The sequence below is a fragment of the Bacillus sp. RHFS10 genome (genome assembly GCF_016757475.1).
GTDB classification, from domain to species: Bacteria; Bacillota; Bacilli; order Bacillales; family Bacillaceae; genus Bacillus; species Bacillus subtilis_G.
On the sequence record NZ_JAESPO010000002.1, the window covers coordinates 1115498 to 1139270 of the forward strand.

Annotated in this window: 25 protein-coding genes, 1 rRNA gene, 4 pseudogenes and 2 riboswitches; of the genes and pseudogenes, 20 read left to right on the plus strand and 10 right to left on the minus strand. The window is 39.9% G+C overall.

Going from position 1 to position 23773, the window contains the following annotated elements; all coding sequences use genetic code 11:
- The first annotated feature begins 22 nt into the window (after positions 1–22).
- The 3 genes and pseudogenes from JMN17_RS22010 to JMN17_RS12430 all read left to right on the plus strand — a co-directional run.
- Positions 23–1096, plus strand: a complete 1074-nt coding sequence (locus tag JMN17_RS22010) for a tetratricopeptide repeat protein (protein ID WP_207194256.1) — start codon at positions 23–25, stop codon at positions 1094–1096.
- Positions 1096–1227, plus strand: a complete 132-nt coding sequence (locus JMN17_RS21925; protein WP_257962800.1) for a hypothetical protein — start codon at positions 1096–1098, stop codon at positions 1225–1227. Before JMN17_RS22010 ends, JMN17_RS21925 begins: the two co-directional genes overlap by 1 nt.
- A 549-nt stretch (positions 1228–1776) precedes the next feature.
- Positions 1777–1872 (plus strand): annotated as a pseudogene (locus tag JMN17_RS12430) (peptidoglycan-binding domain-containing protein); the annotation flags it as partial.
- Positions 1873–1932: 60 nt separating this feature from the next.
- On the opposite strand, the gene JMN17_RS12435 reads toward JMN17_RS12430, so the two are convergent.
- From JMN17_RS12435 to JMN17_RS21930, 3 genes and pseudogenes are all read right to left on the minus strand, one after another.
- Positions 1933–2400: a DUF6985 domain-containing protein gene (locus JMN17_RS12435; RefSeq protein WP_202328210.1), complete on the minus strand. Its 468-nt coding sequence runs from the start codon at positions 2398–2400 to the stop codon at positions 1933–1935.
- Between the two features lie 15 nt (positions 2401–2415).
- Positions 2416–2904: an HNH endonuclease gene (locus JMN17_RS22140; RefSeq protein ID WP_242519901.1), complete on the minus strand. Its 489-nt coding sequence runs from the start codon at positions 2902–2904 to the stop codon at positions 2416–2418.
- A gap of 167 nt (positions 2905–3071) precedes the next feature.
- Positions 3072–4449, minus strand: a pseudogene (locus tag JMN17_RS21930) (ribonuclease YeeF family protein); the annotation flags it as partial.
- 140 nt (positions 4450–4589) lie between these two features.
- Between JMN17_RS21930 and JMN17_RS12445 the strand changes: the two are divergent.
- The 7 genes and pseudogenes from JMN17_RS12445 to JMN17_RS12480 all read left to right on the plus strand — a co-directional run.
- Positions 4590–4691, plus strand: a pseudogene (locus tag JMN17_RS12445) (peptidoglycan-binding domain-containing protein); the annotation flags it as partial.
- Between the two features lie 120 nt (positions 4692–4811).
- Positions 4812–5792: an HNH endonuclease signature motif containing protein gene (locus tag JMN17_RS21765; protein WP_242519882.1), complete on the plus strand. Its 981-nt coding sequence runs from the start codon at positions 4812–4814 to the stop codon at positions 5790–5792.
- Positions 5793–5810: 18 nt separating this feature from the next.
- Positions 5811–6365 (plus strand): SMI1/KNR4 family protein, encoded by a 555-nt coding sequence (locus tag JMN17_RS12460; RefSeq protein ID WP_202328212.1) that lies wholly within the window; start codon positions 5811–5813, stop codon positions 6363–6365.
- Between the two features lie 460 nt (positions 6366–6825).
- Complete coding sequence (locus tag JMN17_RS12465) at positions 6826–7071, plus strand: helix-turn-helix domain-containing protein (protein WP_202328213.1); 246 nt, start codon at positions 6826–6828, stop codon at positions 7069–7071.
- Positions 7072–7202: 131 nt separating this feature from the next.
- Positions 7203–8285, plus strand: a complete 1083-nt coding sequence (locus JMN17_RS12470; RefSeq protein WP_041336177.1) for a hypothetical protein — start codon at positions 7203–7205, stop codon at positions 8283–8285.
- 40 nt (positions 8286–8325) lie between these two features.
- Positions 8326–8739: a hypothetical protein gene (locus JMN17_RS12475; RefSeq protein WP_202328214.1), complete on the plus strand. Its 414-nt coding sequence runs from the start codon at positions 8326–8328 to the stop codon at positions 8737–8739.
- Entirely contained in the window at positions 8727–9191 is a 465-nt protein-coding gene (locus JMN17_RS12480; RefSeq protein ID WP_202328215.1) for a hypothetical protein, read from the plus strand. Before JMN17_RS12475 ends, JMN17_RS12480 begins: the two co-directional genes overlap by 13 nt.
- Positions 9192–9218: 27 nt before the next feature.
- Here JMN17_RS12480 and JMN17_RS12485 read toward each other — a convergent pair whose 3' ends face one another.
- Positions 9219–9407: a hypothetical protein gene (locus JMN17_RS12485; RefSeq protein WP_202328216.1), complete on the minus strand. Its 189-nt coding sequence runs from the start codon at positions 9405–9407 to the stop codon at positions 9219–9221.
- Positions 9408–10074: 667 nt separating this feature from the next.
- On the opposite strand from JMN17_RS12485, the pseudogene JMN17_RS12490 reads away from it, so the two are divergent.
- The 3 genes and pseudogenes from JMN17_RS12490 to JMN17_RS12500 form a co-directional block, all read left to right on the plus strand.
- Positions 10075–10296 (plus strand): annotated as a pseudogene (locus JMN17_RS12490) (MFS transporter); the annotation flags it as partial.
- A 284-nt stretch (positions 10297–10580) separates the two neighbouring features.
- Positions 10581–11429, plus strand: a complete 849-nt coding sequence (locus JMN17_RS12495) for a glucosaminidase domain-containing protein (RefSeq protein WP_148963916.1) — start codon at positions 10581–10583, stop codon at positions 11427–11429.
- Positions 11430–11536: 107 nt separating this feature from the next.
- Complete coding sequence (locus JMN17_RS12500; RefSeq protein WP_087993356.1) at positions 11537–11800, plus strand: YiaA/YiaB family inner membrane protein; 264 nt, start codon at positions 11537–11539, stop codon at positions 11798–11800.
- 36 nt (positions 11801–11836) lie between these two features.
- Here the strand turns inward: JMN17_RS12500 and JMN17_RS12505 are convergent, their stop codons facing one another.
- The 4 genes from JMN17_RS12505 to cudC form a co-directional block, all read right to left on the minus strand.
- Complete coding sequence (locus tag JMN17_RS12505; RefSeq protein ID WP_202328217.1) at positions 11837–13174, minus strand: TrkH family potassium uptake protein; 1338 nt, start codon at positions 13172–13174, stop codon at positions 11837–11839.
- 6 nt (positions 13175–13180) lie between these two features.
- Entirely contained in the window at positions 13181–13849 is a 669-nt protein-coding gene (gene ktrA, locus JMN17_RS12510; RefSeq protein WP_202328218.1) for a potassium uptake protein KtrA, read from the minus strand.
- Positions 13850–13922: 73 nt separating this feature from the next.
- Positions 13923–14071: riboswitch (cyclic di-AMP (ydaO/yuaA leader) on the minus strand.
- Positions 14072–14218: 147 nt separating this feature from the next.
- On the minus strand, positions 14219–14764 hold the full coding sequence (gene bslA, locus JMN17_RS12515; RefSeq protein ID WP_087993353.1) for a biofilm surface layer hydrophobin BslA: 546 nt from the start codon (positions 14762–14764) through the stop codon (positions 14219–14221).
- 206 nt (positions 14765–14970) lie between these two features.
- A complete protein-coding gene (cudC, locus tag JMN17_RS12520; RefSeq protein ID WP_087993352.1) occupies positions 14971–15513 on the minus strand; it encodes a choline uptake/conversion transcriptional regulator CudC in 543 nt (180 codons plus the stop codon).
- Between the two features lie 198 nt (positions 15514–15711).
- Between cudC and betB the strand changes: the two genes are divergently transcribed.
- The 3 genes from betB (at position 15712) to JMN17_RS12535 (ending at position 19075) form a co-directional block, all read left to right on the plus strand.
- Complete coding sequence (gene betB, locus JMN17_RS12525) at positions 15712–17184, plus strand: betaine-aldehyde dehydrogenase (RefSeq protein ID WP_202328219.1); 1473 nt, start codon at positions 15712–15714, stop codon at positions 17182–17184.
- Between the two features lie 15 nt (positions 17185–17199).
- A complete protein-coding gene (gene gbsB / locus JMN17_RS12530) occupies positions 17200–18408 on the plus strand; it encodes a choline dehydrogenase (RefSeq protein ID WP_202328220.1) in 1209 nt (402 codons plus the stop codon).
- A gap of 88 nt (positions 18409–18496) precedes the next feature.
- Positions 18497–19075: an MOSC domain-containing protein gene (locus JMN17_RS12535; RefSeq protein WP_202328243.1), complete on the plus strand. Its 579-nt coding sequence runs from the start codon at positions 18497–18499 to the stop codon at positions 19073–19075.
- 4 nt (positions 19076–19079) lie between these two features.
- Here the strand turns inward: JMN17_RS12535 and JMN17_RS12540 are convergent, their stop codons facing one another.
- The gene (locus JMN17_RS12540) at positions 19080–19568 is read right to left on the minus strand and encodes a DinB family protein (protein ID WP_202328221.1); all 489 of its coding nucleotides are present in this window, start codon (positions 19566–19568) and stop codon (positions 19080–19082) included.
- A 169-nt stretch (positions 19569–19737) separates the two neighbouring features.
- Here JMN17_RS12540 and JMN17_RS12545 point away from each other — a divergent pair, with 169 nt between their 5' ends.
- From JMN17_RS12545 to JMN17_RS12555, 3 genes are read left to right on the plus strand one after another with little or no spacing between them, the layout of a single operon-like run.
- Positions 19738–20262 carry an NfeD family protein gene (locus JMN17_RS12545; protein WP_087993348.1) on the plus strand — a complete coding sequence of 175 codons (525 nt, stop codon included), beginning with the start codon at positions 19738–19740 and terminating at the stop codon, positions 20260–20262.
- A gap of 18 nt (positions 20263–20280) precedes the next feature.
- Positions 20281–21816, plus strand: a complete 1536-nt coding sequence (gene floT / locus JMN17_RS12550) for a flotillin lipid rafts scaffold protein FloT (protein WP_202328222.1) — start codon at positions 20281–20283, stop codon at positions 21814–21816.
- A gap of 17 nt (positions 21817–21833) precedes the next feature.
- Positions 21834–22355: a GNAT family N-acetyltransferase gene (locus tag JMN17_RS12555; RefSeq protein WP_087993346.1), complete on the plus strand. Its 522-nt coding sequence runs from the start codon at positions 21834–21836 to the stop codon at positions 22353–22355.
- A gap of 42 nt (positions 22356–22397) precedes the next feature.
- Here JMN17_RS12555 and thiT read toward each other — a convergent pair whose 3' ends face one another.
- Entirely contained in the window at positions 22398–22976 is a 579-nt protein-coding gene (gene thiT, locus JMN17_RS12560) for an energy-coupled thiamine transporter ThiT (RefSeq protein WP_087993345.1), read from the minus strand.
- A gap of 100 nt (positions 22977–23076) precedes the next feature.
- Positions 23077–23178, minus strand: a riboswitch (TPP riboswitch).
- Positions 23179–23641: 463 nt separating this feature from the next.
- On the opposite strand from thiT, the gene JMN17_RS12565 reads away from it, so the two are divergent.
- Positions 23642–23773 (plus strand): 16S ribosomal RNA (locus JMN17_RS12565); the annotation flags it as partial.

A 23773-nucleotide genomic window follows, 5' to 3' on the forward strand; every position in this document is an offset into this window, starting at 1 on the left:
AAAGATCAATGAATGGTATAAAATGATTCGTCAATTTAGTGTCCCGGATGCAGAGATTTTAAAGTCAGAGGTGGAGCAAGAAATAGAGGAAATGGAAGAAGATCAGGATTTACTTGTCTATTATTCGTTGATGTGTTTCCGTCATCAATTGATGTTAGATTCATTAGAGCCAGAGGACAGGTATCGGGATCGTCCCACAGTCGAAGAACTACTTGAAAAAATAGAAAAACCACAAAAAAGACTTACAGGCCTTTTAAAATACTACTCGTTATTTTTCCGAGGGATGTATGAATTTGATCATAAAGAATACGTTGAAGCGATAAGTTATTATCGTAAAGCTGAGAGAGAATTGACTGCAGTTTCAGATGAAATGGAACAAGCTGAATTTCATTATAAAATAGCGGATGCCTACTATCAAATAGATCAGCATTTTGTTTCTCTGAACCATTTGAAAAAAGCTAAGCATTTGTTTGAAAAGAATCAATTGTATAAGGTGAAAGTGGTCGGATGTAATATGATGTTTGGAGCTAATATGTATGATATGTACCGGTTGACAGAAGCGGAATCATATTATCGGGAAGCTCTAAGTGTCGCTGAGGGAATGAATGAGAAAAAGGCAAAAAGAATCATTGGAGTGATCTTTCATAATTTAGGTTTAGTTTATTTAAGGACCCACAACCTAAGTGCAGCTGAAGAGCATTTCAAAAAAGCAATTGATATGAAAGAACATCTTGATACAGTGTATGGTGTAAGGTCATTATATATGATGGCAAATGTACTTTACCAAAGCAACAAACCAAAGGAAGCACGTTTCTATTATGAGACAGCATTAAAACGGGCTAAAGATTCTAATGAAGAAGAATATATGGCGAAGTTAAAGATCATTAATTCAATATATGAAGAATATAATGAAACAGAAGTAGATCGAAGCTTAGACTATTTGGAAAAGAAACGTCTGTGGTCTGATTTTGCAGAATTAACGGAAAAATTGGGTGACTTTCATTATGAGCAAAGAAACTATGCAGAGGGAAGAAGCTTCTTAAAGAGAACTATACATGCACAAACACAAATACTTAAGGTTACGGAGGCTATATAATGAAAAAATTTTTAATCAGCTCCGCTTTAATCGGTATTCTTTTTGCAGGGTTATTAAATGTGGAAAATGTATATGCTGCTATGAATGATTCTGGAACTTTCTATGTAGCCGAAAAAGCTATTAATATCTAAGTAATATTATCCTGTTAAACCCCATCTTTTTAAGGTGGGGTTTTTACACAATCCATTTATTCTTTTTCTTATCCCATTTTAACAAACGCTGCCTCATAAGATTCTTAACGGCCTCCCGTATAGCTCGTTCACCCTTCCCAGTTTTTCTCTTCAATTGATCCAACGAAGGATTTTTTCCTAAATGGGTCATATTAAAAATAATCTGATACGTTTGATACATTCATAGTATACTTGAAAAAAATAGGTAAAACATAGAGTTAATTGTCAAATAAAGAAAAAATAGGAGGGATTTGCTATGGAAACTTTAGGTATCATTATTCCGATTATTGTTTGGTTAGGTATCATTTATTTAATTGTTAGATGGTTCTTGAAAAAAAGAAGGAACAAAATTTAACCATAGTAAATCCTTTTTTGCTCCAAGATGTTTGTATGGATGTATTCGCCACCTCAAGGTGACAGGAAAGGCTGCCTCGAACATTAAAACTTACAGAGAGAGCTTATCAAATTTGATAGGTTCTTTTTTTTAAAAAAGTAATGTCTTTCAAAACAACTGGAGACGCAGTAAGACGATTCCACCTGATGAACGGTTTAAATCCTGATGGCATTTATGGACCTAAGACTAAAGCGAAAATTGAAGTAATATAAAAAAGCCCTCTCTAAAATGGGGCCTTTATCTTTTATATGTTGACTAGCAAATAGCGATAATTAAATCGCAACATCTTGATAACCTACCTCTTCTACTTCTTCATTTATGAGACGAACTCCTAAACCATTTTCTTCGTCCCAAGTACAATCAAACGATAATCCAATATCACGTCCTTCACGAAGAAAATCATAAGGAACAGAAATACCGACTAATGTAATATGTTCAATTAATTGATCTATTGTCTCAATTAATGGATAGTCTTCGTTCACTGAAACATCATAACCGAGTTCCTGTCTTTTTTGTTTATAATAATCAAGAATTGGTCGTAATATATTATGTTGGACTTGCTCCCAATTATCCACTAGTGAATTATATGCTACATATTGACCTTCATCAAATTCTCCATCTTCTTCCCCGCCTATTAATAACGTTATTTCTGTGTCTTTCTCTAAAAAATTTATAGTTCTGTATCCTACCCATTGATACTGATAATCAAGTTCTCCAAATACTTTATCATTTAATGTCATTTTCAAATCTCCTTATTAATTATTTGCAAATCCTCCAGGTTTAAAAGCTCCTGCGTTTATCTCACCAACTCCACCAACATGACCAAACTTAGCATTTATTTCCGTTGGCACAAGTTGCATAGTAACTCCATCATTTAGTTCATGCCATGTTAAGTTATTTTTCACTCGGAATTTTTCTATGTCTTTTGCTCTGATTGCACCAGATTCCATTCCAAATTTGTGAGCCAATTCTGGCGAATTATTAAGTTGTTCTGCTAATTTTTCATTTGCTTGGCTAAAATTATAACCTCTAGCAGCATTTCCTTTAGGCCCTTTCCCACCTAACATATAATCAACCTCAACTTGGCCTTTTGCTACAGGTGAGAAATCAGGCACTCCATTTCTATACTCAATCCCATTAATACCAGCTTCACTTAAAATTTGCTGTAACTTGGGGTCTGGTGGTGGTTTTAGAGTACATAAAGACTCTCCTCTTTTCCCTTCAAAAACGACTTTTGCATTCATTTCTGCAGGAGTTTGTTTCAGTCTTGATTCATATGTACTGGCAAATTTCTCTTGTTTAAAGGCTGGAGGAATATCCGTATTCCGATTAACTAAACCCACATCACCCGTATCCTTATTGTTAGAACGTTCAGATCTTCTAAGAACACTCTCTTTTTTATCTTCCGCAATGCTTTTTAGCAGCGGAGTATTTTTCACGTTAATGGTTTTCTCAGCATCTTGAAGGATTCCTTCTAATGCAGGAGTATACCGATTGACAGGAGATTTGACAAACTGTTTTACGGACTGACCACTTTTCTTAATTGTGCCACCAGCTGTTTTTCCAACTTTAGCAAGATCCTTCGAGCCTGTTGAGACAGAGGACTTTCCGCCTTTCAATAACAGAAGACTTCCGCCCAAGTAAGTAACATAGTGTAGCCGCGTGTATGCATCTCCGTGAATCATTTTTTTATCCCAATTATCCTTTAGTGTGTCAACCATGCTAAGAAAGGCAGCTTGATAGTCGTATTCCAGAACGGTATCCAGCACTTTTTGAGGATCTTTGTTTAAGTTGTCAATTGTCCAACCGATATTCCATCCGAATTGAATAGCTCCTTCACCGGTATCCTTGGCAAGATCATATACACCAACAATCGCACCTTTAGCGCCATCACCTATGATTCGCAACACTTCTTTTCCGTTATCCATGAAAGCTTTACGCTGTTTAAGAAATGAAACAAATTCAAGCTGTTCAGGGGTAAGATTCTTATAGCCGATTTTCTTGGCAATGTCTAAGTATTCATCCGGATCCGTCACTCCGTCAGCTAGCTTCTTCTTTAAATTTTTGATTTCTCGTTCTTTTGCTTCATCTTTCTTAATCTTCAAATAAGCTTCAGTCTGTTTCTCAATATCGCCTTTTTTCTTATGTATATCACTTTCTCGATAAGCTTTAGCATTGTAGTGGATGGGTGTGGCATTCTTGCCCTTGCCTGTGGATTCCTCAAGCTTTTGGAAGTCCTTCTTGATGAATTGCTCGTTAGGCTCTGACTGGGCATATTCAGAAACAAGTGCTTCGTCCACGCTGTCTAGTTTATTGACTGTTTTTTTGCGATGGTTCTCCGCATCGGCGAGTTCGTCTTTAAAGTCTTCAGTTGAAAACAGATCAAGCGGAAGGATGTCGTCAATATCATGTAAGATATATTTCATGGCTTTCTTTTGTTCAGACATAATCGATTTTGATTTTGTGTAGGCGTTAGCCAGCTCGTGTTCTAAGAAGGATTCTTCTATATATGCATCAGATAAGCTGGCGTCCTCTAGAGTGCCTGAAATGCTAGTCAAGAAAGCAATTTTCATATCAAGTAAGTCAATCCAATTGTCAGCTACACCAGCGTGATCTTGATAAAATGCTTTAATGTTGTCGGCGCCTTTGCCGGAAAACTCACTGTCATCTAAATCAGCTACAGCTTTAAAGGCTTTCTGTAGATTGATCATCTGACTTCTTAGCTCTTTGTATTCTTTTGCACGTTTATCTGCTTCGGAAAGCAGTGATTTGGCTTCAAATACTTTCATGTTCATATCCTTTCATGTGAAAATCTTCAACTAGATTTTACCATGGGGGAATGAAGAAAAAGACAGCGATGTGATTCAAAAGTGCGAAATGAATAATTTGATCTGTGTCAATTTACCTACCTTGGCTTGTTTGTTTGGGAACTGATGAATCAGTCAGACGGTTCCAACTGATGAATGGACTAAATCCTGATGGCATTTATGGACCGAAAACGAAAGCGAAGCTTGAATCTCTACTAAAATAGTTCTGCCGGGTCTTCTCTTTAGAGAAGGCCTAATAATAGCATAAATGTTATTTCCATATTATTGAAATAAAAGTAAAAATATAGTATGTTAGACTAGAAAACAAATTAAGGAGGATTTACATGAAATTGTTAAAAAATTCGATTTGTTTGCTCGTCTTAACTCTATTGATTGCTACTATTGGATTTTCACCACAAACGAAAGCATCAGAAGATAACTCATTTGGGTTAGCAAAACCAGTAACCATTGAAGAAAAAGAAACTTTAACAGTAGATAAGAATGGTGTGGCTAAGAGCAAAAATGATGATCAGGCTTCTGTCATTAAGAAAGCACGACAACTTGCTAACCAGAGTGATCACAATGAAATAACCTATAAAAATCCTGTAGCTAAAGAAGAAAACAACATTGTTAATGTGCCAGTCGTTGAGAAAAAAGATGAGAAAGCACATCCCAAAGCAGCCAGCTTAGTTTCGATGTCCTACACAACAATATATGACCCCAACAAAAAATCCATCACAACTACAATTAAAATAGCAAGCGTAGTTGGCGAAAAGCCGATAGTTATTGAAGCTAGAAATGATTTATACGATAGCAACACTTATAGCGGAAAATATGGAAGGGTTTTTGTCCATAGCAGAGAATTCTTAGGGAAGGATATTAAAGTAGGTAAATCATATTCAAAGTCCTATTATCCTAAAAAGACAAAGTTTTATATGTCCCAACATACTACGGTAGCCGGTTGGAAAGGAACAGTACCTGATACTTCCACTGGAACGTTGGCTCCTGTTCTTGCCAATAAAATAGGATGGCTGTATCCAGAAATAAGAAATAACCACAGCAAAAAGACAATGCCAATACCAGCTAAAGCGAATTTCCCAGTTGTACCTGCAGATAAAAGAGAAGAATGGAATAGAAAGGAAAGAGGCAACTATATAAAGAAGTACATCGACAAATACGGTGATCCAAAGTGGAATTGGTCAGCATTAGATGTTCACCATGTACTTCCGTTAAAGTATGGGGGAAAGAATAACTTTGATAATTTGTTCCCTCTTCCTCGTGATATACACCAAAACGTATTAAATCGTTGGTGGGATAAATATTAGTAAGTAAGAGGTGGCTTAATGACAGTTTTTGTTGAAAAAACGATCCAAGGTCTAAAAGAATTAATTGATGAAAAAGGACGTTTGAAAATTTTAGGGGATGAAGGAGCTCTTTTAGAAACAGAATGTAGTTTCTCTAAAGGTGCAACAGATCTAGAGATTGAGAGTTTTGAGAAGAAAATAAAAGTGTCACTTCCTGAAGATTATAAAACCTTTTTAAAACTGCATAACGGGGCCAGAATATTTGATTTGTTGATTTACGGCGAGAATGTAGGTGGGGGGTTGCATATTCTTAATTTAGAAGAGATTGAAAAGTATATGCAAAATGGTTTTTTAAAGCCTCAGTTTATTCCCGTCGCACATCTGTTAGACGGATGTTATTTGTTAATTGACAAAACCAGAATTTCCACAGATCCAAACTATTTATGGTTCCTCAGGTTTGTAGATTATGAACCACTGCAACTTAATTTTGAGATATTTTTAGATCGGTATATTTTATCTCAGGGATCGAATTTTTGGGATTGGGGAATCTATACCGCTGAGAATTATTACAGAACTCACCGTGCTGAGGACTAAACCCTTCCTACAGTCAATAGCAGTCTATTAAGATAGAGAGAGCAGGTGTAATACTTGCTCTTTTTTTGCTAAACCTATATACAATTGTTTATAGATAGTGTATAATAAGAGTATAAGGAGGTGAGGAAATGCTAGACAATATGTTAAAAGTCCTTCAAATTATCTTCTATGTTGCATCAATCGCATGGATTGCCCGACAATCACACGATGCAAAGAAGAATAATAAGAAGGACTAAGTGTAAAGGGAAGCGAGTTGGTCGCTCGCTTCTCAATATAATTATAAACAGTCTAGCATACAATATGAAGAGAAAACAAACATTCATTTTTTCCATGATACTGCTTAGTGTTGCATCCATTGGTCTGCGCTCATTTTGGACAAACCCTTTTACAACAGGCGTTATGATCTTTGTCTTAGCGTTAACCATTTACACGATCATTAAGGATTTAAGGAGAAGATAACATGGAATATCATCTTAAAAGCCGTCAGGAGGTCGAGGACTTCATCAGGCGTGAAGTCCTCACCACTAACGAGGCAGCAGAGTTACTCGGGGTTAATCGGGCGCGCATGAGCCAGCTTATAAGCAGCGGGAAGCTTAATCCAATTAAAAAGCTGAGGGGAATCAGTTTGTTTCTTCGGACTGATTTAGAGGAAAAGAAAAAAGAATTAGAAGCCGGCCGGAAGAAATACCGACCGTATGATGACTGAAGCCCTTCTCGAGATGAGGAGGGTTTTTGTTTGTCATACGTTTGCCACTTAACTAAAAAACTCCTTAAAAAATATCCAAATTTTTCATTGTTGGTGTATAATTGCATTAAAAACGAAAAAGAGGGGTATACTTGCAGTCAATCCAGAATATATCACTTATAAAAGACATCGTAACTTTACCGAAGGATTCATTAGTTGATATTTGTAAACAAGCTGGTTTGCCTACTGAGGGAACTATAAGCGACCTATCCAGCAGAATTTGGGAAGAAATAAAGGGAGATAGAGAGGTTCAAGATGAGGTATTAAGCGTTGTAAAGTCAAGAATACTTTCAGGGAAAACGACTGTAACGTGGTATAAAGCTGAAGGTTCACTTTTAGGCGCAAAAGACCTTATAATCAATAATTTAAGTTTTAATCCATTTCAGACAGTAAATTTACCTGATCGGAATGAACTTACAAATGAACCAGTGTTATTTGCTGCTGCTGAAGGCAGTAATGAGAGTGAATATTATTTAAGATTTATTTATAAATCAGGAGTCGTTAGGGACTACTATAGTGAAGTTGAAACTAGACCTTTAACTAAAATGTGTACAGTTTATGTTAATGAAGAAAAGGGAATTGTTGAAATAAGAGCAGACCATAAAGCATCGAAAGAAATCACTTCAGTCCTTTTTAATTTACTAAGACAAGAAAATTTCATGGAGCAACAACGTGTTTTAGCTCCTTTTGGTGATGATATTGAAAAACTTGCTGATGCACTCGATGGAGAAGTAATAGATACAATATCTAAGCCTGAATATTTATTGGAAGAGTTTTCAGACGAGCAAGAAGAAGCGACAGTCAACATTTTAGCAGCTTTGGATGAATTTTTTGGAGAGAATGATTTAGAGAAATTAAGTCATAATTTAGAGCAAGCTCAAAAAACTTTTGGGGAAAACTTATTGGAAACGCCTTTTACGGCAATAATCCTAACAGGGCTTCAAAAGGTATCTATGGGATCTAATAAAGAGTTAAGAGGTCAGCCTCTTTATGATTTCTTGAGACCTTATTTACAACACCAGACTGGATTTATTCGGTTTCCTTTTAAAGAACCGGAAACTGGTACTGTTGAACAGTATACTATTAGGGTAGGAACAAGTGTGAATAGCATTTATTTCGTTAAACCGGCTACAGAAAATGTAATGAATTATGTGCGCGAAAGAATAGTTATATGATATTATTAACTCAGCTTTTAAACTGAAGGAGGGATCTGTTGTGTCGGATAAATGGGAAGTTGATTATTGGATTGAAGATAAAGCCAGCTCAATGATAAAAAGCTTTTATCCCACTATCGTATCTAGGGACACAGATATACCCCTTTCAGTGGTTTTCGGTAGGCTATTAGAGTTATCGAAGGATAACAAGTTGAACTTAAAATGGGAAATAAGGTGCCCTGAATGCTATTATACGTTAGCCACGCTTGATGATTTTCCTGATTTAGTTAATGGAAAGACTGTTTATTGTAATGAACTTTGTCATGAAGAGCATGAAATAACAGCAGATTGCATTTTTCCGGTTTTTGAATTTTCCCCGGAATACAAAACATCGATAAAAAAAAAAGCAGTGGCACTAAAACCAGGGAAAGAAACAGAAAAAGAGGACAAAGTCCTAGTCCCGTGTCTATTGTAGAAAATGGTTTGTTTGATCAATACAGTTTGGATATTCTTAAACAAATATCACCTAACTTTGATAAGGCTTGTAATAGTGGGGAAGTAAACATAAGTATTACTACTACCAATAATTATGGGGGAAATAATATGACTGATAATAGACGTATCGGTAATGTAACTGCAACCGGAGACAATATTAACGTAATGGGTGATGATAACCATTTCAATAAAGTAACGGGTGCAGACACACAAGATGCTAATAAAGCATACGAAGAACTTTTAACTCAAATTGAAAAAATTCAAGATGAGAATATACGAAATCTGACGAAGAATATTGCAAAGGAACTAAAAGAGGCAATAGATCAAAAAGATTCAAAAAAAGGTAAAAATTTAATCCCAATGATACAAGGAGCTATCGGCACTGTTGGATCATTAACGACAATCGCAAGATTTTTTGGTTTGACAATATAAGCTCACTTATTTGTGAGCTTTTTATATTTATATTATCCACTTTTTCTGCTTTTTATCCCACTTCAATTCACCTTTCATCATTAAGCTTTTCACAGCTGCACGAATATCCTCTTCGCTCTTTCCAGTTTTCCTTTTCAAATCGTTCAGAGTTGGATTCTTTGCATATAGATGCATATTCACTATGATCTGATATACTTTCCGTTCAAGATCAGTCATTTGATCATCTCCTACAAGGATGATATTCAAACGTATGTTTCTTTGTCAATAAGTTGGATTTGGGGACAGATGGGGACGAATTGGGGACCAACTTCTTCATTTTTAATCAAAAAGGAATATTTTTAATCAGAAACTTATGTAAGAAAACCCTATAAAAATTGGGTTTGAATATAAAACTTCTGTTCGTATCAGAAACACATCTCCACACTGGCAGTGTAGAGGTCAGGGGTTCGAGCCCCCTTGGCTCCATACCTTTAAACCCTTATTCTATAAGGGTTTTTTTGTTTGTTTTTGAGGAAAAGGTTCGTTCGCTGAACTTTTGTTGAACATGTCACGACAGGATTTTCCGGTGAACTTTAAAATGGTCGCCTGAGGGAGTAAGCAGGGACTCATAAGTGGAGTTTTAGCCCGCTTTGGCTCAAAATTACGATATCGGGCAAAAGCTGTTCAGGCTTTCGTTTTTATACTTGAAATTTCTGTCATTGGAAAAACCTAATCGATTAGGAACAATATTTGAACATATGCTCACTTTTTTACATATTTAAATTAATATCATTTCCCATGATAGGGAGAGTATTAGAATGAAAGCTAATGGCATGCAAAATCTATTAGCTTCTTTTGTTTTTAAAATGGTGTTTCGTATGCATTTATAGGAAGGAATGACAACATGAAGACAAAACACTGTTGGATGATTTCTTTGCTCGCTGTTTTAGCTGTCGAGCCGGGATTAATGTCTAACACGGCATTGTCGTCAGTTTAAGGCCTTGTTCAGAAGGAGGACTTCACATCAGTGAATCCAATAGTAATCGGCAATATGGCCTTTGCATTATTTTTGTCGGCAGGTCCGCTGCTGAGAAAAAAATTCGGCGCCTGTCCGATCTATCTAGCTCTGCAAGATTCTATGATGCTTCCTTATCATGATTTCTTTTGTCCTGAGTGTCCTGCTCAAACGCTGCTGTCACCGTATTCTGCGGAAGTCGGCTCCAATGTCGTCCTTCCTAGACTTCAAGGATTTTGTCAACAATCTGAACCATTTCTAGTGAAAAGGTTTTTTGTTTGCAATCTTTTCCCAACTTTCTGCCTAAAGAATTGAAAAATATTAGAAGTCAAAGTAAAATTCTAAAAGGTAGATTCTTTTACATTCGTAATCTTTTAACTCGAAGGAAGGTATTCATGGCCCGTAAAAAACTGAAAAAACGCAGACTCTTGATTACACTATTTTTCATTGTATCGATTCCGTTAGCCTTTTTTGTTTTAGCCACAACTTTATCAAAGCCGATTGAAACATCCAAAGAACCCGAAGAAATTGATGAACAGCAAGTATTTATTGACAGCCTGTCCGGGCATGCGCAAATTCTGTATGAGAAATATCATGTCCTCCCCAGCATCACGATCGCTCAGGCCATTCTCGAATCTGACTGGGGGAACAGCGAGCTTGCTGCTCAGGCCAATAACCTTTTTGGTGTAAAAGGAAATTATAAAGGCCATCACGTCACGATGGAAACGGATGAATTTGAAAAAGGGGAAAGAAAAACCATTCGCGCAAAGTTTCGCAAATACAGCACGTTTTTTGAATCTATGGATGACCATGCCCAATTGTTTGTCCGCGGCACATCATGGAATAAAAAGAAGTATAAACCGGTGCTTGATGCTGGGGATTATAAGGAAGCGGCAACCGCCTTGCAAACAGCAGGATATGCTACAGATCCTGATTACGCTGACAAACTCAGCGCTATTGTGGAAAAATATGATTTAGATGCGTACGATGAGGTCAATCCATCCTTGAAATCTGTGGATTTCATCGGCTCCATTAAAGACAGTGCCGTTCAAGACGTATGGTCCAAGCCTTCTACTGATGAGCAGTCCATAAGACTTACCTCTGCCCAATCTTACATCGGAAAGGACATAAAGGTAGTATCTAAAAAGCAGAAGGGCCAGTCCGTATGGTACCAATTTCAAATCAATGATAAGCTCATCGGCTGGATTGACGATTCAGCTGTTGAAATAAAGGAAGCAACCTAAGCTGTTTTTACTGGTATTTTTATTTCTATGTTCCATTCAGGGGAATTTGAGGTATAATATTCCACGGAAGTTATCACTTATTGACTATGTTTTCAGGAGGAACAAAGATGCAGAAATATAGACGGAGAAACACGGTTGCTTTTACAGTATTAGCTTATTTCACTTTTTTTGCGGGAGTATTTTTGTTTAGTGTCGGACTCTATAATGCTGATAATCTGGAACTCAATGAAAAAGGCTATTATATTGCCGTTATGATACTTGTAGCGGTCGGTGCGATTCTTACACAAAAAGTGACCCGTGATAACGCAGAAGATAACGAAATCATCGCGGAGCAGGAAAAAAGACATAATCAATCTCATATCGAATCATAAAAAAAATCCGGCGCCTGCACGCCGGATTTTTTGCTATCACCCCGTAAACACCTCACCATCAGGATAACGAATATTTGATTTCTCTGTTTTCGCGAATGAAAACACGAACGTCAGAGGACCAATTCTTCCGATGAACATGATGACAATAATGATACATTTTCCCGCTTCTGTGAGTTCGGGAGTCAATCCCATTGATAGACCGACAGTACCGAATGCAGAAAAGGTTTCAAACACAATTTGAATAAACGGAGCCTGTTCTGTAATCGTTAGGGCGAAAATCCCTAAAAACACAATGAACAAGCCGGTGACGCTGACAGCTAGAGCTTTTATGATAATCGGGTATTTGATGGAGCGGCGGAAAATAACCGTTTCTTTTTTTCCTCGCAGATAAGCGATAACAGACATTAAAATCACGATGAACGTGGTCAGTTTAATACCGCTCGCTGTTGAAGCGCTGCCTGCTCCGATAAACATCAATAATAACGTAAATACAATCGTTCCTTCTCTCATACTCCCAATATCGAGGGAATTGAAGCCTGCGGTTCTCGGCGTTACAGCCTGAAAATAGGAAGCCCACAGTTTATCTCCTATATGCAGGTGGCCGAGCGTGCCGGGGTTGCTATACTCTAAAGTGAAAATCACCAGCATAGCAACTGCATTCAGAATCAATGTACCTGTAAGCATGAGCTTCGTATGTAAGGAAAAGGCTTTAAATCGCCGGTTTTTCATGATGTCAAACAGAACTGTAAATCCGATCCCTCCTGTAATAAACAAGCAAGTAATTACTATGTTAATTGTAGGATCTCCAACGAAGCTCATCAAGTTATCCGGCCACAACGAAAACCCGGCATTGTTAAAAGCAGATATTGCATGAAACAGACTGGCAAACAAGCCGAATGCCCAGCCATACTGGGGCACAAACCGGATGGATAAGATAAGAGCTGCTATCAGCTCAATACTGATCGAAAACAGGAACAGAACCTTGACAAGACCTACGACACCGCCGATTGTCGGCTGGTTTAAGGCTTCCTGAACCAGCATTCGTTCTTTTAATCCGATTTTCTTTCCTAATATCATGACGATCAAAACAGCAAAAGTCATAAATCCAAGCCCGCCGATCTGAATCAGGGCCATGATGACAGTTTGCCCGAAAAGTGTAAATTCTGTACCGGTATCGACAACTGCAAGCCCTGTTACAGTTGTCGCGGAAGCTGCAGTAAAAAGGGCATCTATCCATGACAATGGCTTCGCTGCAGAAATCGGGAGCTTTAACAGCACAGCCCCGCTGATAATGGTCAGAAAAAAACCAATTGCAAGCACTTGAGGTGGTGTAAAACGAACCCATTTGATCACTTTATCCTTTTGAAGTGTCACCTTTGTCTACATCCCTTCGTTTTCAAAACGTCTAATATCCTTTTTGTGCCCCATGATCACCAGGCAATCTTGTTCGTGAATGATGTCTTCAGGTGCTGGAGAAAGCCGGATATCTCCATGGTGTTTAATGGCAAGGATTGTACAGCCGTACTTCGTTCTTACATTCAGATCAGTAATTGATTTTGAATTAAGCTTGCGTGTTGCCAGCAGCTCGACAATACTGTACTCATCAGATAAATCAATGTAATTTAAAACGTTCTCATCAGAAAGGCTTTGTGCGATCTTGACGCCCATGTCCTTTTCAGGGTGAATGATACGGTCAGCGCCGATTTTTTCAAGCACCTTATGGTGATAATGGTTTTGAGCTTTGACCCAAATATTCGGGATGTCAAATTCTTTTAATAATAAGGTGGTCAGGGTACTTGCTTGAATATTCGCTCCGATCGCAACAACCACATATTCAAAATTGCGTATTCCTAACGATAGCAATTCGTTTTCTTCGGTGGCGTTGGCAATCACCGCATGAGTTGCGTAAGAAGCGTATGCATTTACCTTTTCTTCGTTGATATCAATTGCAAGGACCTCATGCCCCATTCTGTGCAGCTCTTTGCAAATGCTTCCGCCAAACCGGCCCAGCCCGATCACGGCAAATTGCTTATTTTTTATTTTTCCCAATGTTCATAACTCCCTTAGTAAAATTAACGTTTTTGAAGCAAAAAAGACCATCTCGAAGAATGGCCGTTAATAGACCTCCTCTCTGGATACGCCTACGAGGTTAGCTGTCGGATTAGGGATTCAGAGTACCCCCTCTTACTAAGTAAGATTCACCCCTAGGCTGTGAATAAAACAGCCAATCGTTGGTTCCCCCGTTCGTGTTTGATTAAGCGGTAAAAGAGACTTCTATGAAATTGAACACTCAAGAATTTACTCCTGTTTCTAGAGTTTGTCAATTTAAATTTTTATCAAGAAAAAAGATAATTGGAAATAGAGGGTAAAGGGGAGGTCAAAACACAAAAAAAGACCGGCGTTAACCGGTCTTCATGTTTAGTTGCAGCCGCATGGCTGAGTCGGAGGAGTGCTGCGCTTAGCAACGTCAATACTGGCTTCTGCATAAAATTTATTTCCGATGCTCAATGATTTATTCTCCGCACGGAAAGTATATGTACCAGCGGCAGGAAGAGTTTTGTTATTCAGTTTTAATTTGAATTCGCCAGCTCCTAACAAATCAAGTGCCAGAGGGATTCTTACTGTTTTCCCGTTATTAAGGATCTGTGTTTCACGCAACGCACGCCCGTTCATTGTGTCTTTTGTATTTGCAGTAAATCCGCTTGGCAATGTAAATTCCATAACGCCAAGGCTGAGAAGCGTATTTGGACGGTATGTCAATTCGATATCGGAGAAAGACCATTCCGTTTTGCTGGTCCCTGTGATTGTTGCAAATAATGAAGCTGTTGACTGTGTTCTCATAGTAGACTCAGTATGAGCGGAAGTTGATTTAGATTCAGCCGCGAAAGAAGCTGTAGGTGCAGAAACGAGTAAACCGAGACTTAATGCACCAATTGCCAAAGAAGATAATAATTTACGTTTCATAATAAAATTCCCCCTTAAAAGTTATAAAATATACAGGCCTGCCCGCTTTTCACCTCCACTGAATGGCCAAATACAAATTTTACCTACATAAAATTAACATCAAATATTTTGGAAGTAAATGGGGTGTTTTTCCCGTATTTTTCAAATTTGTAGTAATTACATACAAACGAACAGAAAAACGCCCGGTTTCCCAGGCGTTTTCTTCTTTACTTTCTTTCGATTGGTATAAACTTAAAAATTTCCCCGCTCTGCACCGATTCAGCAAGCCGTTTCAGCCAATCATAGTAGGCTCTAGAGCTTTCCAGCTGCTCGTAAAGCTGCAGCGCTTCATTTTTGAGGTCTTCATTGAGGCCTTCCTTGTTTAAAACCTCTTGTAAATCAGCCTGGGCTTCCTCAATCGCTGCTACATTTACTTGAACTTCCCGCTCCCATTTAGGCGGAAAGAAATTCGTGAAAAATTTGAAAAAATCTTTTTCAGCTACAAATGTATGCTTGCGGATGCCCCGGTGAAAAGTTTTTTTCACCACATTTAAGTCCTGAAGTTTTTTGACACCTGTGCTCATGCTTGGCTTGCTCATTTGCAATTCCTCACGCATTTCGTCAAGCGTCATCTCATCCCGCATATACATCGTCCCATATAAAATCCCGACACTGCGGGTAATTCCGTAAAGATCCATCGTTTCAGCAATGGAGTCGATAACAAGATCCCGAGCCTGTTCTATAACTGCAAATTCTGGATTTTCATCCATACTGACCCTCTTTTCCTTTAGAGAATTAAATTCGTTAAGTTATTTCTTTATGTTCTTTATCTTAACGAAACATAAAGAAAAGTCAAAAAGAAAAATCAAAATGGGGCTTTGACAGTTTAAAAACCATATGTTAGATTAAGGTTGTTAAAAACATTAAATTTTTATTTAACAAACTTTACTTACGTCAAGGAGGCTTATATGAGTCAAACATTATACATTGACGGTGAATGGATCAGCGCCGAAAAAGAGCAGATCCGCAACATTATCAACCCATTTAATCAAGAAGAAATTGCAACCGTAAGCGAGGGAGGGCGAGAGGACGCCATCAAGGCGATCGAAGCCGCGCGAAGAGCCTTTGACAAAGGAGAGTGGTCATCTCTATCCGGGCTTGAACGCGGGAAAATTGTTCTGAAAATTGCGGGATTAATTAGACGTGATCTTGATGAGCTGGCTGAACTTGAATCTCTTGATACAGGAAAAACACTCGAAGAAAGTAAGGCCGATATGGACGATATCGCCAATGTATTTCAATATTACTCCGGATTGGCAGACAAAGATGGCGGAGAGATCATTTCTTCTCCGATCCCTGATTCAGAGAGCAAAATCATCAGAGAGCCAATCGGGGTTTGCGGCCAGATTACTCCATGGAATTATCCGCTCCTGCAAGCGAGCTGGAAAATCGCGCCTGCACTGGCTGCAGGAAATACGATCGTCATGAAGCCGAGTGAGATCACGCCGCTAACGACAATCAAAGTGTTCAAGCTGATGGAAGAAGCGGGTGTTCCAAAAGGTGTCGCAAATCTCGTCCTTGGACCGGGAGCAACAGTGGGGGACGAGCTTGCCGCAAACAAAGACGTCGATTTGGTTTCGTTTACAGGGGGAATCGAAACAGGCAAAAAAATCATGCGGGCGGCAAGCGGAAACGTCAAAAAAATCGCACTTGAATTGGGCGGGAAAAATCCAAATCTCGTTTTCAAGGACGCAGATTTAGAAGTTGCGGTCGATCAGGCATTAAACGCTGTATTTTTCCATGCCGGCCAAGTATGCTCCGCCGGTTCCCGCTTGCTTGTTGAAGATGCTATTTACGATCAATTTTTAGCAGAGCTTGTCAAACGGGCAAAACGCATAAAACTCGGAAATGGTTTTGACGCAGAGACTGAAAGCGGTCCGCTTATTTCTGCAGAGCACAGGGCAAAGGTAGAAAAATATGTAGAGATCGGAATAGAAGAAGGCGCGAAGCTCGAGACAGGCGGTAAACGTCCGGAAGACCCTGCGCTGCAAAACGGCTTTTTCTATGAACCTACTATTTTCTCAAACTGTAAATCGGATATGAGAATAGTTCAGGAAGAGGTATTCGGTCCTGTATTGACCGTCGAAACCTTCAGCTCGGAAGATGAGGTAATCGCGCTTGCGAATGATACCATCTATGGCTTGGCCGGAGCGGTATGGTCTAAAGATATTGAAAAGTGTGAACGCGTAGCAGCCCGCTTGAGAATGGGAACGGTTTGGATTAACGATTTCCATCCGTATTTTGCGCAGGCGCCATGGGGCGGCTATAAGCAGTCCGGATTCGGACGCGAGCTTGGAAAAATAGGCCTTGAAGAATATACAGAAGTCAAACATGTGTATCGCAATACAAAACCGGCAGCGGTTAATTGGTTCAATTCATAAGAGGGAGAGATTATAATGACATTAAATATGAAAGTAGAAAGCATGCACAAATTCCACACATTTGAAATTCCGACTGTGATTAAGCACGGAATCGGAGCCGTCAAGCATACGGGAGAAGAAATAGCTGCGCTGGGCGTTTCGAAAGCACTCCTTGTCACAGACCCTGGGATTTATAAAGCCGGCGTCGTTGACCCTGTAATCGAATCACTAAAAGGAGCGGGCATTGAAGTTGTGCTCTTTAATAAAGTAGAGCCAAACCCGCCTGTCCGTCTTGTGAATGAAGGGTCTGAGCTATACAAAAAAGAGAACTGTAATGGTTTAGTGGCAGTCGGAGGCGGAAGCTCCATGGACACAGCGAAAGCAATTGGAGTAGAAGCAACACACGAAGGAAGCGTACTTGATTATGAAGCGGCAGATGGAAAAAAACCGCTGGAAAACCGGATCCCTCCGCTGACAACAATTCCGACAACAGCCGGAACAGGTTCAGAAGTAACCCAATGGGCTGTTATCACGGATGAAGAAAGAGAATTCAAGTTCAACACGGGCGGTCCGCTGATCGCAGCGCACCTGACCATTATTGATCCTGAGCTTCATATTTCAATGCCTCCGCATGTAACAGCCATGACGGGAATTGATGCGCTTGCTCATGCCATTGAGTGCTATACAATGAAATTTGCTCAGCCAATCACGGATGCAGTTGCCTTAATGGCGATTGAATATGCCGCTCATTACATTAAAAGAGCATTTGCTGACGGAGAGGATCTGGAAGCAAGATACGGAATGGCGCAGGCTGCGATGCTTGCAGGTCTTTCTTACGGCAGTGAATCAGCGGGCGCGGCTCATGCGATGAGCCAAACGCTTGGCGGCATTATTCCAGTCGCTCACGGTCAATGTGTGGCTGCGATGATGGGTCCTGTCATGGAATACAACTGGAAGGGCTATCCTGAGAAATTTGCACGTATTGCAAAAGCGTTCGGTATTGATACTAGCAATATGACAACAGAAGAAGCTGCGAAAGCATCTGTCAATTGGATGTATGACCTGGTCGGAGACTTAGAAGTACCGACTTTAGAAGAGCAGGGAGTATCGCCTGATATGATCGAACGCTTGTCAAAAGAAGCGATGAAAGATCCGCAAACCTACGGAAACCCTAGAGACTTAAATGAAAAAGCATACAATTGGATCTACAAGCGCTGTTTTAACCTTACACCTAAAACTGTATAATCAGATGTCCCGCTCCTTTACAGAGCGGGATTTTTTTGGATAATGAAACATAAATGGACATGTTAAAGAAGAAGGAAGGTGCCGAATGATGTGGAAGCGTATGACTGCAAAAACAGAAGGCTTGTATATCGCAGATACAGAAAGTTTCGTAACAAAGCGAATGGACAAGCTCGATATTGATTATGGCGGCATCCCCGGTGACTTGCATTTTGGACTGACCAAAAAAGCGGGAGCCAGAGAACCAATGTTTTCAAGGGGGACCGAAATTTTCAACCGCAGACAAATTTCAATTGTTTCAATAGAGGAATGTGATGAGTTGGCTTTAAAAATGGGAGTGTCGAGTATTTTGCCGGAATGGCTCGGGGCGAATATCGCAGTCAGCGGAATACACGATTTCACTTCATTAAAAGAAGGGAGCCGGCTCATTTTTCCAAGCGGTGCCGCTTTGCTATGTGAGGGAGAAAATGATCCGTGTATCCAGCCGGGTGAAGTCATTCAGTCTTATTATCCGGACAAGCCGAAGCTGGCGCCGGCTTTCGTCCGCCACGCATTGGGCATAAGAGGAATTGTCTGTATTGTGGAGAGACCGGGCGCTGTTTACGCAGGCGATGAAATCGAAGTTTATTCCTATCATAGAAAAGTCAAACGAAAAGCAGAAAGGGTCTGAATAATCAGGCCCTTCCCACTTTTTCTTTAATTTCTTTAATCTGGCTGAGATGCCGTTTTTCGTGGTGACCGATAAAATCGATCCACTGTCTGACAGTCAGCTCCTGAAACACAGGATGCGGAAGCACTCTCTCAAAATCTTCTTCTTTTAGCGAGGCAATTGCAGCTGTCAGCTGTTCTCTCACCACGTCAAGCTCGCGTTTCATTTGGCTGCCTGAAATAAAATCATGCTCAGGCTCTAGGTGACTCGGAGCTTTCCGCTTATTGTTTCTGTCCTGTGCAACCTCAAGCGTTTTTTCTTCAACTTCTTTAACAGGAGCTTCCTTTACACGCTCCTTCAGCATTTGTTGTGCGGCCATATCGATTTTTTTCAAATGATCAAGAACTTCCCTTATACTCCATTCTTCAGCAGAAGGCTTTTGATTCAGCCTTTCATCAGAAAGTCTTTTTACTTCGTTCCACGTCTCTAATCTGGCTTCATTAAAGATACTCATCATATCTCCTCCTAAAATGACATTACCATATATATAAGCAATTATCATTTATAAAGCACTTCGAAACGGGTGTTTTATCTAAAAATTTCGAAACCTTTTTTCGTTATGTCTCGTATAAATGGTAACGGCAGCCGTTCACCAATGCATTGATGAAGAAAGGATGAGGAATTTGGAGTTGTTTGGCGTACCTATACAAACGATTTATCTTTATACGCTTATTATTGCGGGCAGTCTTACGCTATTATTTTTATTTTTCGGAGATGTATTTGCAGGACTGTCAGAAGGCATTCCGTTTCTTAATCCAACATTGGTGCTCGCGTTTTTCACATGTTTTTCAGCAGGCGGGTATATAGGCGAGCTCATATTGCCCCTGTCCAGCCTGTTGACCGCTCTTTTCTCTTGCATCCTTTCGCTCATTCTGGTGATATTGCTTCACATTTTTGTTCTGGTACCATTATCATCCGCAGAGGAATCATTGGCTTATAAAGAAGATGATCTAAGAGGGAGAATCGGTAAAGTGATTACAGCTGTTCCTGTTGACGGGTTTGGTGAAGTGGTCATTGAAGGGATAGGCGGCACCATCTCGAAGTCAGCGGTCAGCTTTGAGAATCAGCAGATCAGTTACGGAACAACGGTTTTGGTCGTAGATATCGACAACGGAGTTCTTTCGGTTACTCCGCATGAATCTATTTAAAACAAGGAGGAATGTGAAATGACTATGCCGATCATTATTGTCATCGGAGTTGTATTCTTTTTATTAATTGCACTGTTAGCCGTTTTTATCACAAAGTATCGTACGGCAGGGCCTGACGAAGCGTTAATCGTAACGGGGAGCTATCTTGGTAATAAAAATGTTCATGTCGATGAAGGGGGCAACCGTCTTAAAATCGTTCGCGGCGGAGGAACCTTTGTCCTTCCCGTCTTCCAGCAGGCAGAGCCGCTAAGCCTATTATCAAGCAAACTTGATGTTTCGACACCTGAAGTCTATACAGAACAAGGAGTACCTGTAATGGCTGATGGAACTGCGATTATTAAAATAGGCGGTTCTATAGGGGAAATCGCTACAGCGGCCGAACAATTTTTAGGAAAATCAAAAGATGACCGGGAGCAGGAAGCGCGTGAGGTTTTAGAAGGCCATCTTCGTTCCATTCTCGGCTCAATGACAGTCGAAGAAATTTATAAAAACAGAGAAAAATTCTCTCAAGAGGTGCAGCGTGTCGCTTCACAGGATCTCGCAAAAATGGGGCTTGTGATTGTCTCCTTTACCATTAAAGATGTACGTGATAAAAACGGTTACCTTGAATCATTAGGGAAACCGAGAATTGCTCAAGTAAAACGTGATGCTGATATCGCAACAGCAGAGGCTGATAAAGAAACCCGGATTAAGCGGGCGGAAGCAGATAAAGATGCAAAAAAATCAGAACTTGAACGGGCGACGGAAATCGCTGAAGCTGAAAAAACCAATCAGCTCAAAATGGCTGAATACCGCAGAGAACAAGATACGGCAAAAGCGAATGCCGATCAGGCATACGATTTAGAGACTGCAAGAGCGCGCAAGCAAGTCACAGAGCAGGAAATGCAGGTTAAAATTATCGAACGCCAAAAACAAATCGAACTAGAAGAAAAAGAAATTCTTCGCCGTGAACGTCAATACGACTCAGAAGTAAAGAAAAAAGCAGATGCAGAACGTTATTCAGTCGAACAGTCCGCGGCAGCTGAGAAAGCCAAGCAACTCGCGGAAGCTGATGCCAACAAGTACAGTATAGAAGCAATGGCGAAGGCAGAAGCGGAGAAAGTCAGAATTGACGGACTTGCAAAAGCAGAAGCTGAAAAAGCGAAAGGGGAAACAGAAGCTGAGGTTATCCGTCTAAAAGGTTTGGCTGAAGCGGAAGCAAAAGAGAAAATCGCCGCTGCTTTTGAACAGTACGGACAGGCTGCGATTTTCGATATGATCGTAAAAATGCTTCCGGAATACGCGAAACAAGTGGCATCACCTCTTTCAAATATTGATAAAATCACTGTTGTTGATACAGGGGGAAGCGGTGATTCAAGCGGCGCCAACAAAGTAACCAGCTATGCGACAAACTTAATGTCAAGCCTTCAAGAAAGCTTAAAAGCCTCATCGGGAATTGACGTAAAAGAAATGATTGAAAACTTTTCAGGAAAAGGAAACGTAAAACAAAGCCTTCACGAATTAACAAATGAAATAAAAGAAGCAAACGGGTCCAAACAAGAGAAGAATGACTAATGAAAGGATAGAACCAAATGGCAACTGTGAGAGAAGCAAAGTTAAAGGATATAAAAGACATTGCAAAAGTGCATGTCGACAGCTGGAGAACAACATATCGCGGCATCATCCCGGCTGACTACTTAAATGGTTTGGACTACAAGGAATTTGAAGACAAATGGAAAAGCCGCTCGTTAAAAGGTGTATTTGTCGCTCAAGATGAAAAAGACTCAATATTCGGCTTTGCTTCATTTGGCCCTATTCGCTCTGAACAAGAAGGCTATGACAGCGAGCTATATGCGATTTACCTTTTAGAGGAGCATCAGCGGCAAGGTGCAGGCAGAGCGCTCTTAGCAAAAGGAGCAGAGTTTTTGCTTCATCATGGCTTTTCAAGCATGTTTGTTTGGGTAATTGAGCAAAACCCCTCGATTTCATTTTATCAGGCCTATTCTCCTGAAAGAAAAGCGGAGGACAGCTTTGAAATTGCCGGAGAAAGGCTGAAAGAAATAGGGTTTGGCTGGCCGGATCTTTCTGCTTTGAAAAGATCTCTTAACAGATAACAAAAAAACAACCCCCGGCGGATTGCGCTGGGGGTTGTCACGTTAGGCTTTGTCTATTTTGAGTAAACGCGGTGCTGTCATAAATAATAAACAAAGGACAATTGCACAGATGATGAATGAAGGAACCATATAAGTAGCATTATAAGTTAAAGAATAAATCCATACCGGCGTTCCCTTTGGAGCGTAGCTGCCGAAAAACACAGCTCCTGAAATGACGTGCGAGGCATAACGCAGGAAACTGCCGATAAAAACTGCGCTGACCACTGAAACAATCAGTTTCCCTTTATTTTTTGCTGTTGCTGCTTTGCGGACAGGATAAGCGAAATAGCCGCTTATCCCAATTGCTGTGAACGCGATCATATAGTCCAAAAATAGCTGTACAGGATGCTGTGGGAATAAGTTTCCGATTGCTATTTGAACTAGTCCTGTCAGCAGGCCGGTAGTAAGGCCTGCTTTAACACCCCATCGAAACGAAATCAAAAAGATCGGAATCATCATGATGGAGATCGAGCCTCCTTGAGGCATTCTGAGAAACATTCCTGAGACGATGTCTAAAATGACAGCAGCCGCAGTCATAATTGCAATTTCAATAAGGCGAACCAGTTGCTTAGATTGATTCATAAAAATCCCCTTCCATCGATAGACAATCCAAAAGGACAACAAAAAAGCAGCACGCGGAAGGATGAGAAAAGTTCCACGCACTGCTTTACGATCTGCAATTCATTTGACTTTGCCACATCCCTACGCCAGCGTTAACTAACAGGTTCAAAGGGTCAGAACGAAACCGCTCACTCTCAGCTTTAATGCTCCCCTTGTGGTCATCAATATTTAATTCGTTTCTACTATACAAGAAAAAGAAAAAAACAACAAGATCATTCTACTGATGTAGATGTTCTTTTAATATAGTTATATGATAAATACACGATAGATGACATGACGAGGATTATAGTTTATTTGTTTTATAGAATTTTTTTCGTCAAAACTATTGCAATAAATAAATACAGATGTTATATTATTAAACGTCGCTGATGAACAGCGGACAAAACAAGAAGCTTCAAAACAATTTGAAAAAAGTTGTTGACAATAAAGAAGTGAAATGTTATATTAGTAAAGCTGCTTCGTTGAGAGGTAACGGATGATCTTTGAAAACTAAACAAGACAAAACGTACCTGTTAATTCATTTTTTATATAAATCGCACAGCGATGTGCGTAGTCAGGGGCCTGCACGATGCAGGTCATGCAGATGTTGTCACAGGATGTGACGAACTTAATCTGCGCTCCATTACTTCATGGAGAGTTTGATCCTGGCTCAGGACGAACGCTGGCGGCGTGCCTAATACATGCAAGTCGAGCGGACAGATGGGAGCTTGCTCCCTGATGTTAGCGGCGGACGGGTGAGTAACACGTGGGTAACCTGC

Excerpts from the sequence above, each read along its gene's own strand:
- JMN17_RS12540 (WP_202328221.1), bottom strand. The coding sequence starts at position 19,568 with ATGAGTATCTTTAATGAAGCCAGATTAGAGACGTGGAACGAAGTAAAA.
- JMN17_RS12460 (WP_202328212.1), top strand. The coding sequence starts at position 5,811 with ATGACAGTTTTTGTTGAAAAAACGATCCAAGGTCTAAAAGAATTAATT.
- JMN17_RS12555 (WP_087993346.1), top strand. The coding sequence starts at position 21,834 with ATGGCAACTGTGAGAGAAGCAAAGTTAAAGGATATAAAAGACATTGCA.
- betB (WP_202328219.1), top strand. The coding sequence starts at position 15,712 with ATGAGTCAAACATTATACATTGACGGTGAATGGATCAGCGCCGAAAAA.
- floT (WP_202328222.1), top strand. The coding sequence starts at position 20,281 with ATGACTATGCCGATCATTATTGTCATCGGAGTTGTATTCTTTTTATTA.
- bslA (WP_087993353.1), bottom strand. The coding sequence starts at position 14,764 with ATGAAACGTAAATTATTATCTTCTTTGGCAATTGGTGCATTAAGTCTC.
- JMN17_RS12485 (WP_202328216.1), bottom strand. The coding sequence starts at position 9,407 with ATGACTGATCTTGAACGGAAAGTATATCAGATCATAGTGAATATGCAT.
- JMN17_RS22010 (WP_207194256.1), top strand. The coding sequence starts at position 23 with ATGATTCGTCAATTTAGTGTCCCGGATGCAGAGATTTTAAAGTCAGAG.
- JMN17_RS22140 (WP_242519901.1), bottom strand. The coding sequence starts at position 2,904 with ATGAATGCAAAAGTCGTTTTTGAAGGGAAAAGAGGAGAGTCTTTATGT.
- JMN17_RS12495 (WP_148963916.1), top strand. The coding sequence starts at position 10,581 with ATGGCCCGTAAAAAACTGAAAAAACGCAGACTCTTGATTACACTATTT.
- JMN17_RS21925 (WP_257962800.1), top strand. The coding sequence starts at position 1,096 with ATGAAAAAATTTTTAATCAGCTCCGCTTTAATCGGTATTCTTTTTGCA.
- JMN17_RS12465 (WP_202328213.1), top strand. The coding sequence starts at position 6,826 with ATGGAATATCATCTTAAAAGCCGTCAGGAGGTCGAGGACTTCATCAGG.
- JMN17_RS12500 (WP_087993356.1), top strand. The coding sequence starts at position 11,537 with ATGCAGAAATATAGACGGAGAAACACGGTTGCTTTTACAGTATTAGCT.
- cudC (WP_087993352.1), bottom strand. The coding sequence starts at position 15,513 with ATGGATGAAAATCCAGAATTTGCAGTTATAGAACAGGCTCGGGATCTT.
- gbsB (WP_202328220.1), top strand. The coding sequence starts at position 17,200 with ATGACATTAAATATGAAAGTAGAAAGCATGCACAAATTCCACACATTT.
- JMN17_RS12535 (WP_202328243.1), top strand. The coding sequence starts at position 18,497 with ATGTGGAAGCGTATGACTGCAAAAACAGAAGGCTTGTATATCGCAGAT.
- JMN17_RS21765 (WP_242519882.1), top strand. The coding sequence starts at position 4,812 with ATGAAATTGTTAAAAAATTCGATTTGTTTGCTCGTCTTAACTCTATTG.
- JMN17_RS12435 (WP_202328210.1), bottom strand. The coding sequence starts at position 2,400 with ATGACATTAAATGATAAAGTATTTGGAGAACTTGATTATCAGTATCAA.
- thiT (WP_087993345.1), bottom strand. The coding sequence starts at position 22,976 with ATGAATCAATCTAAGCAACTGGTTCGCCTTATTGAAATTGCAATTATG.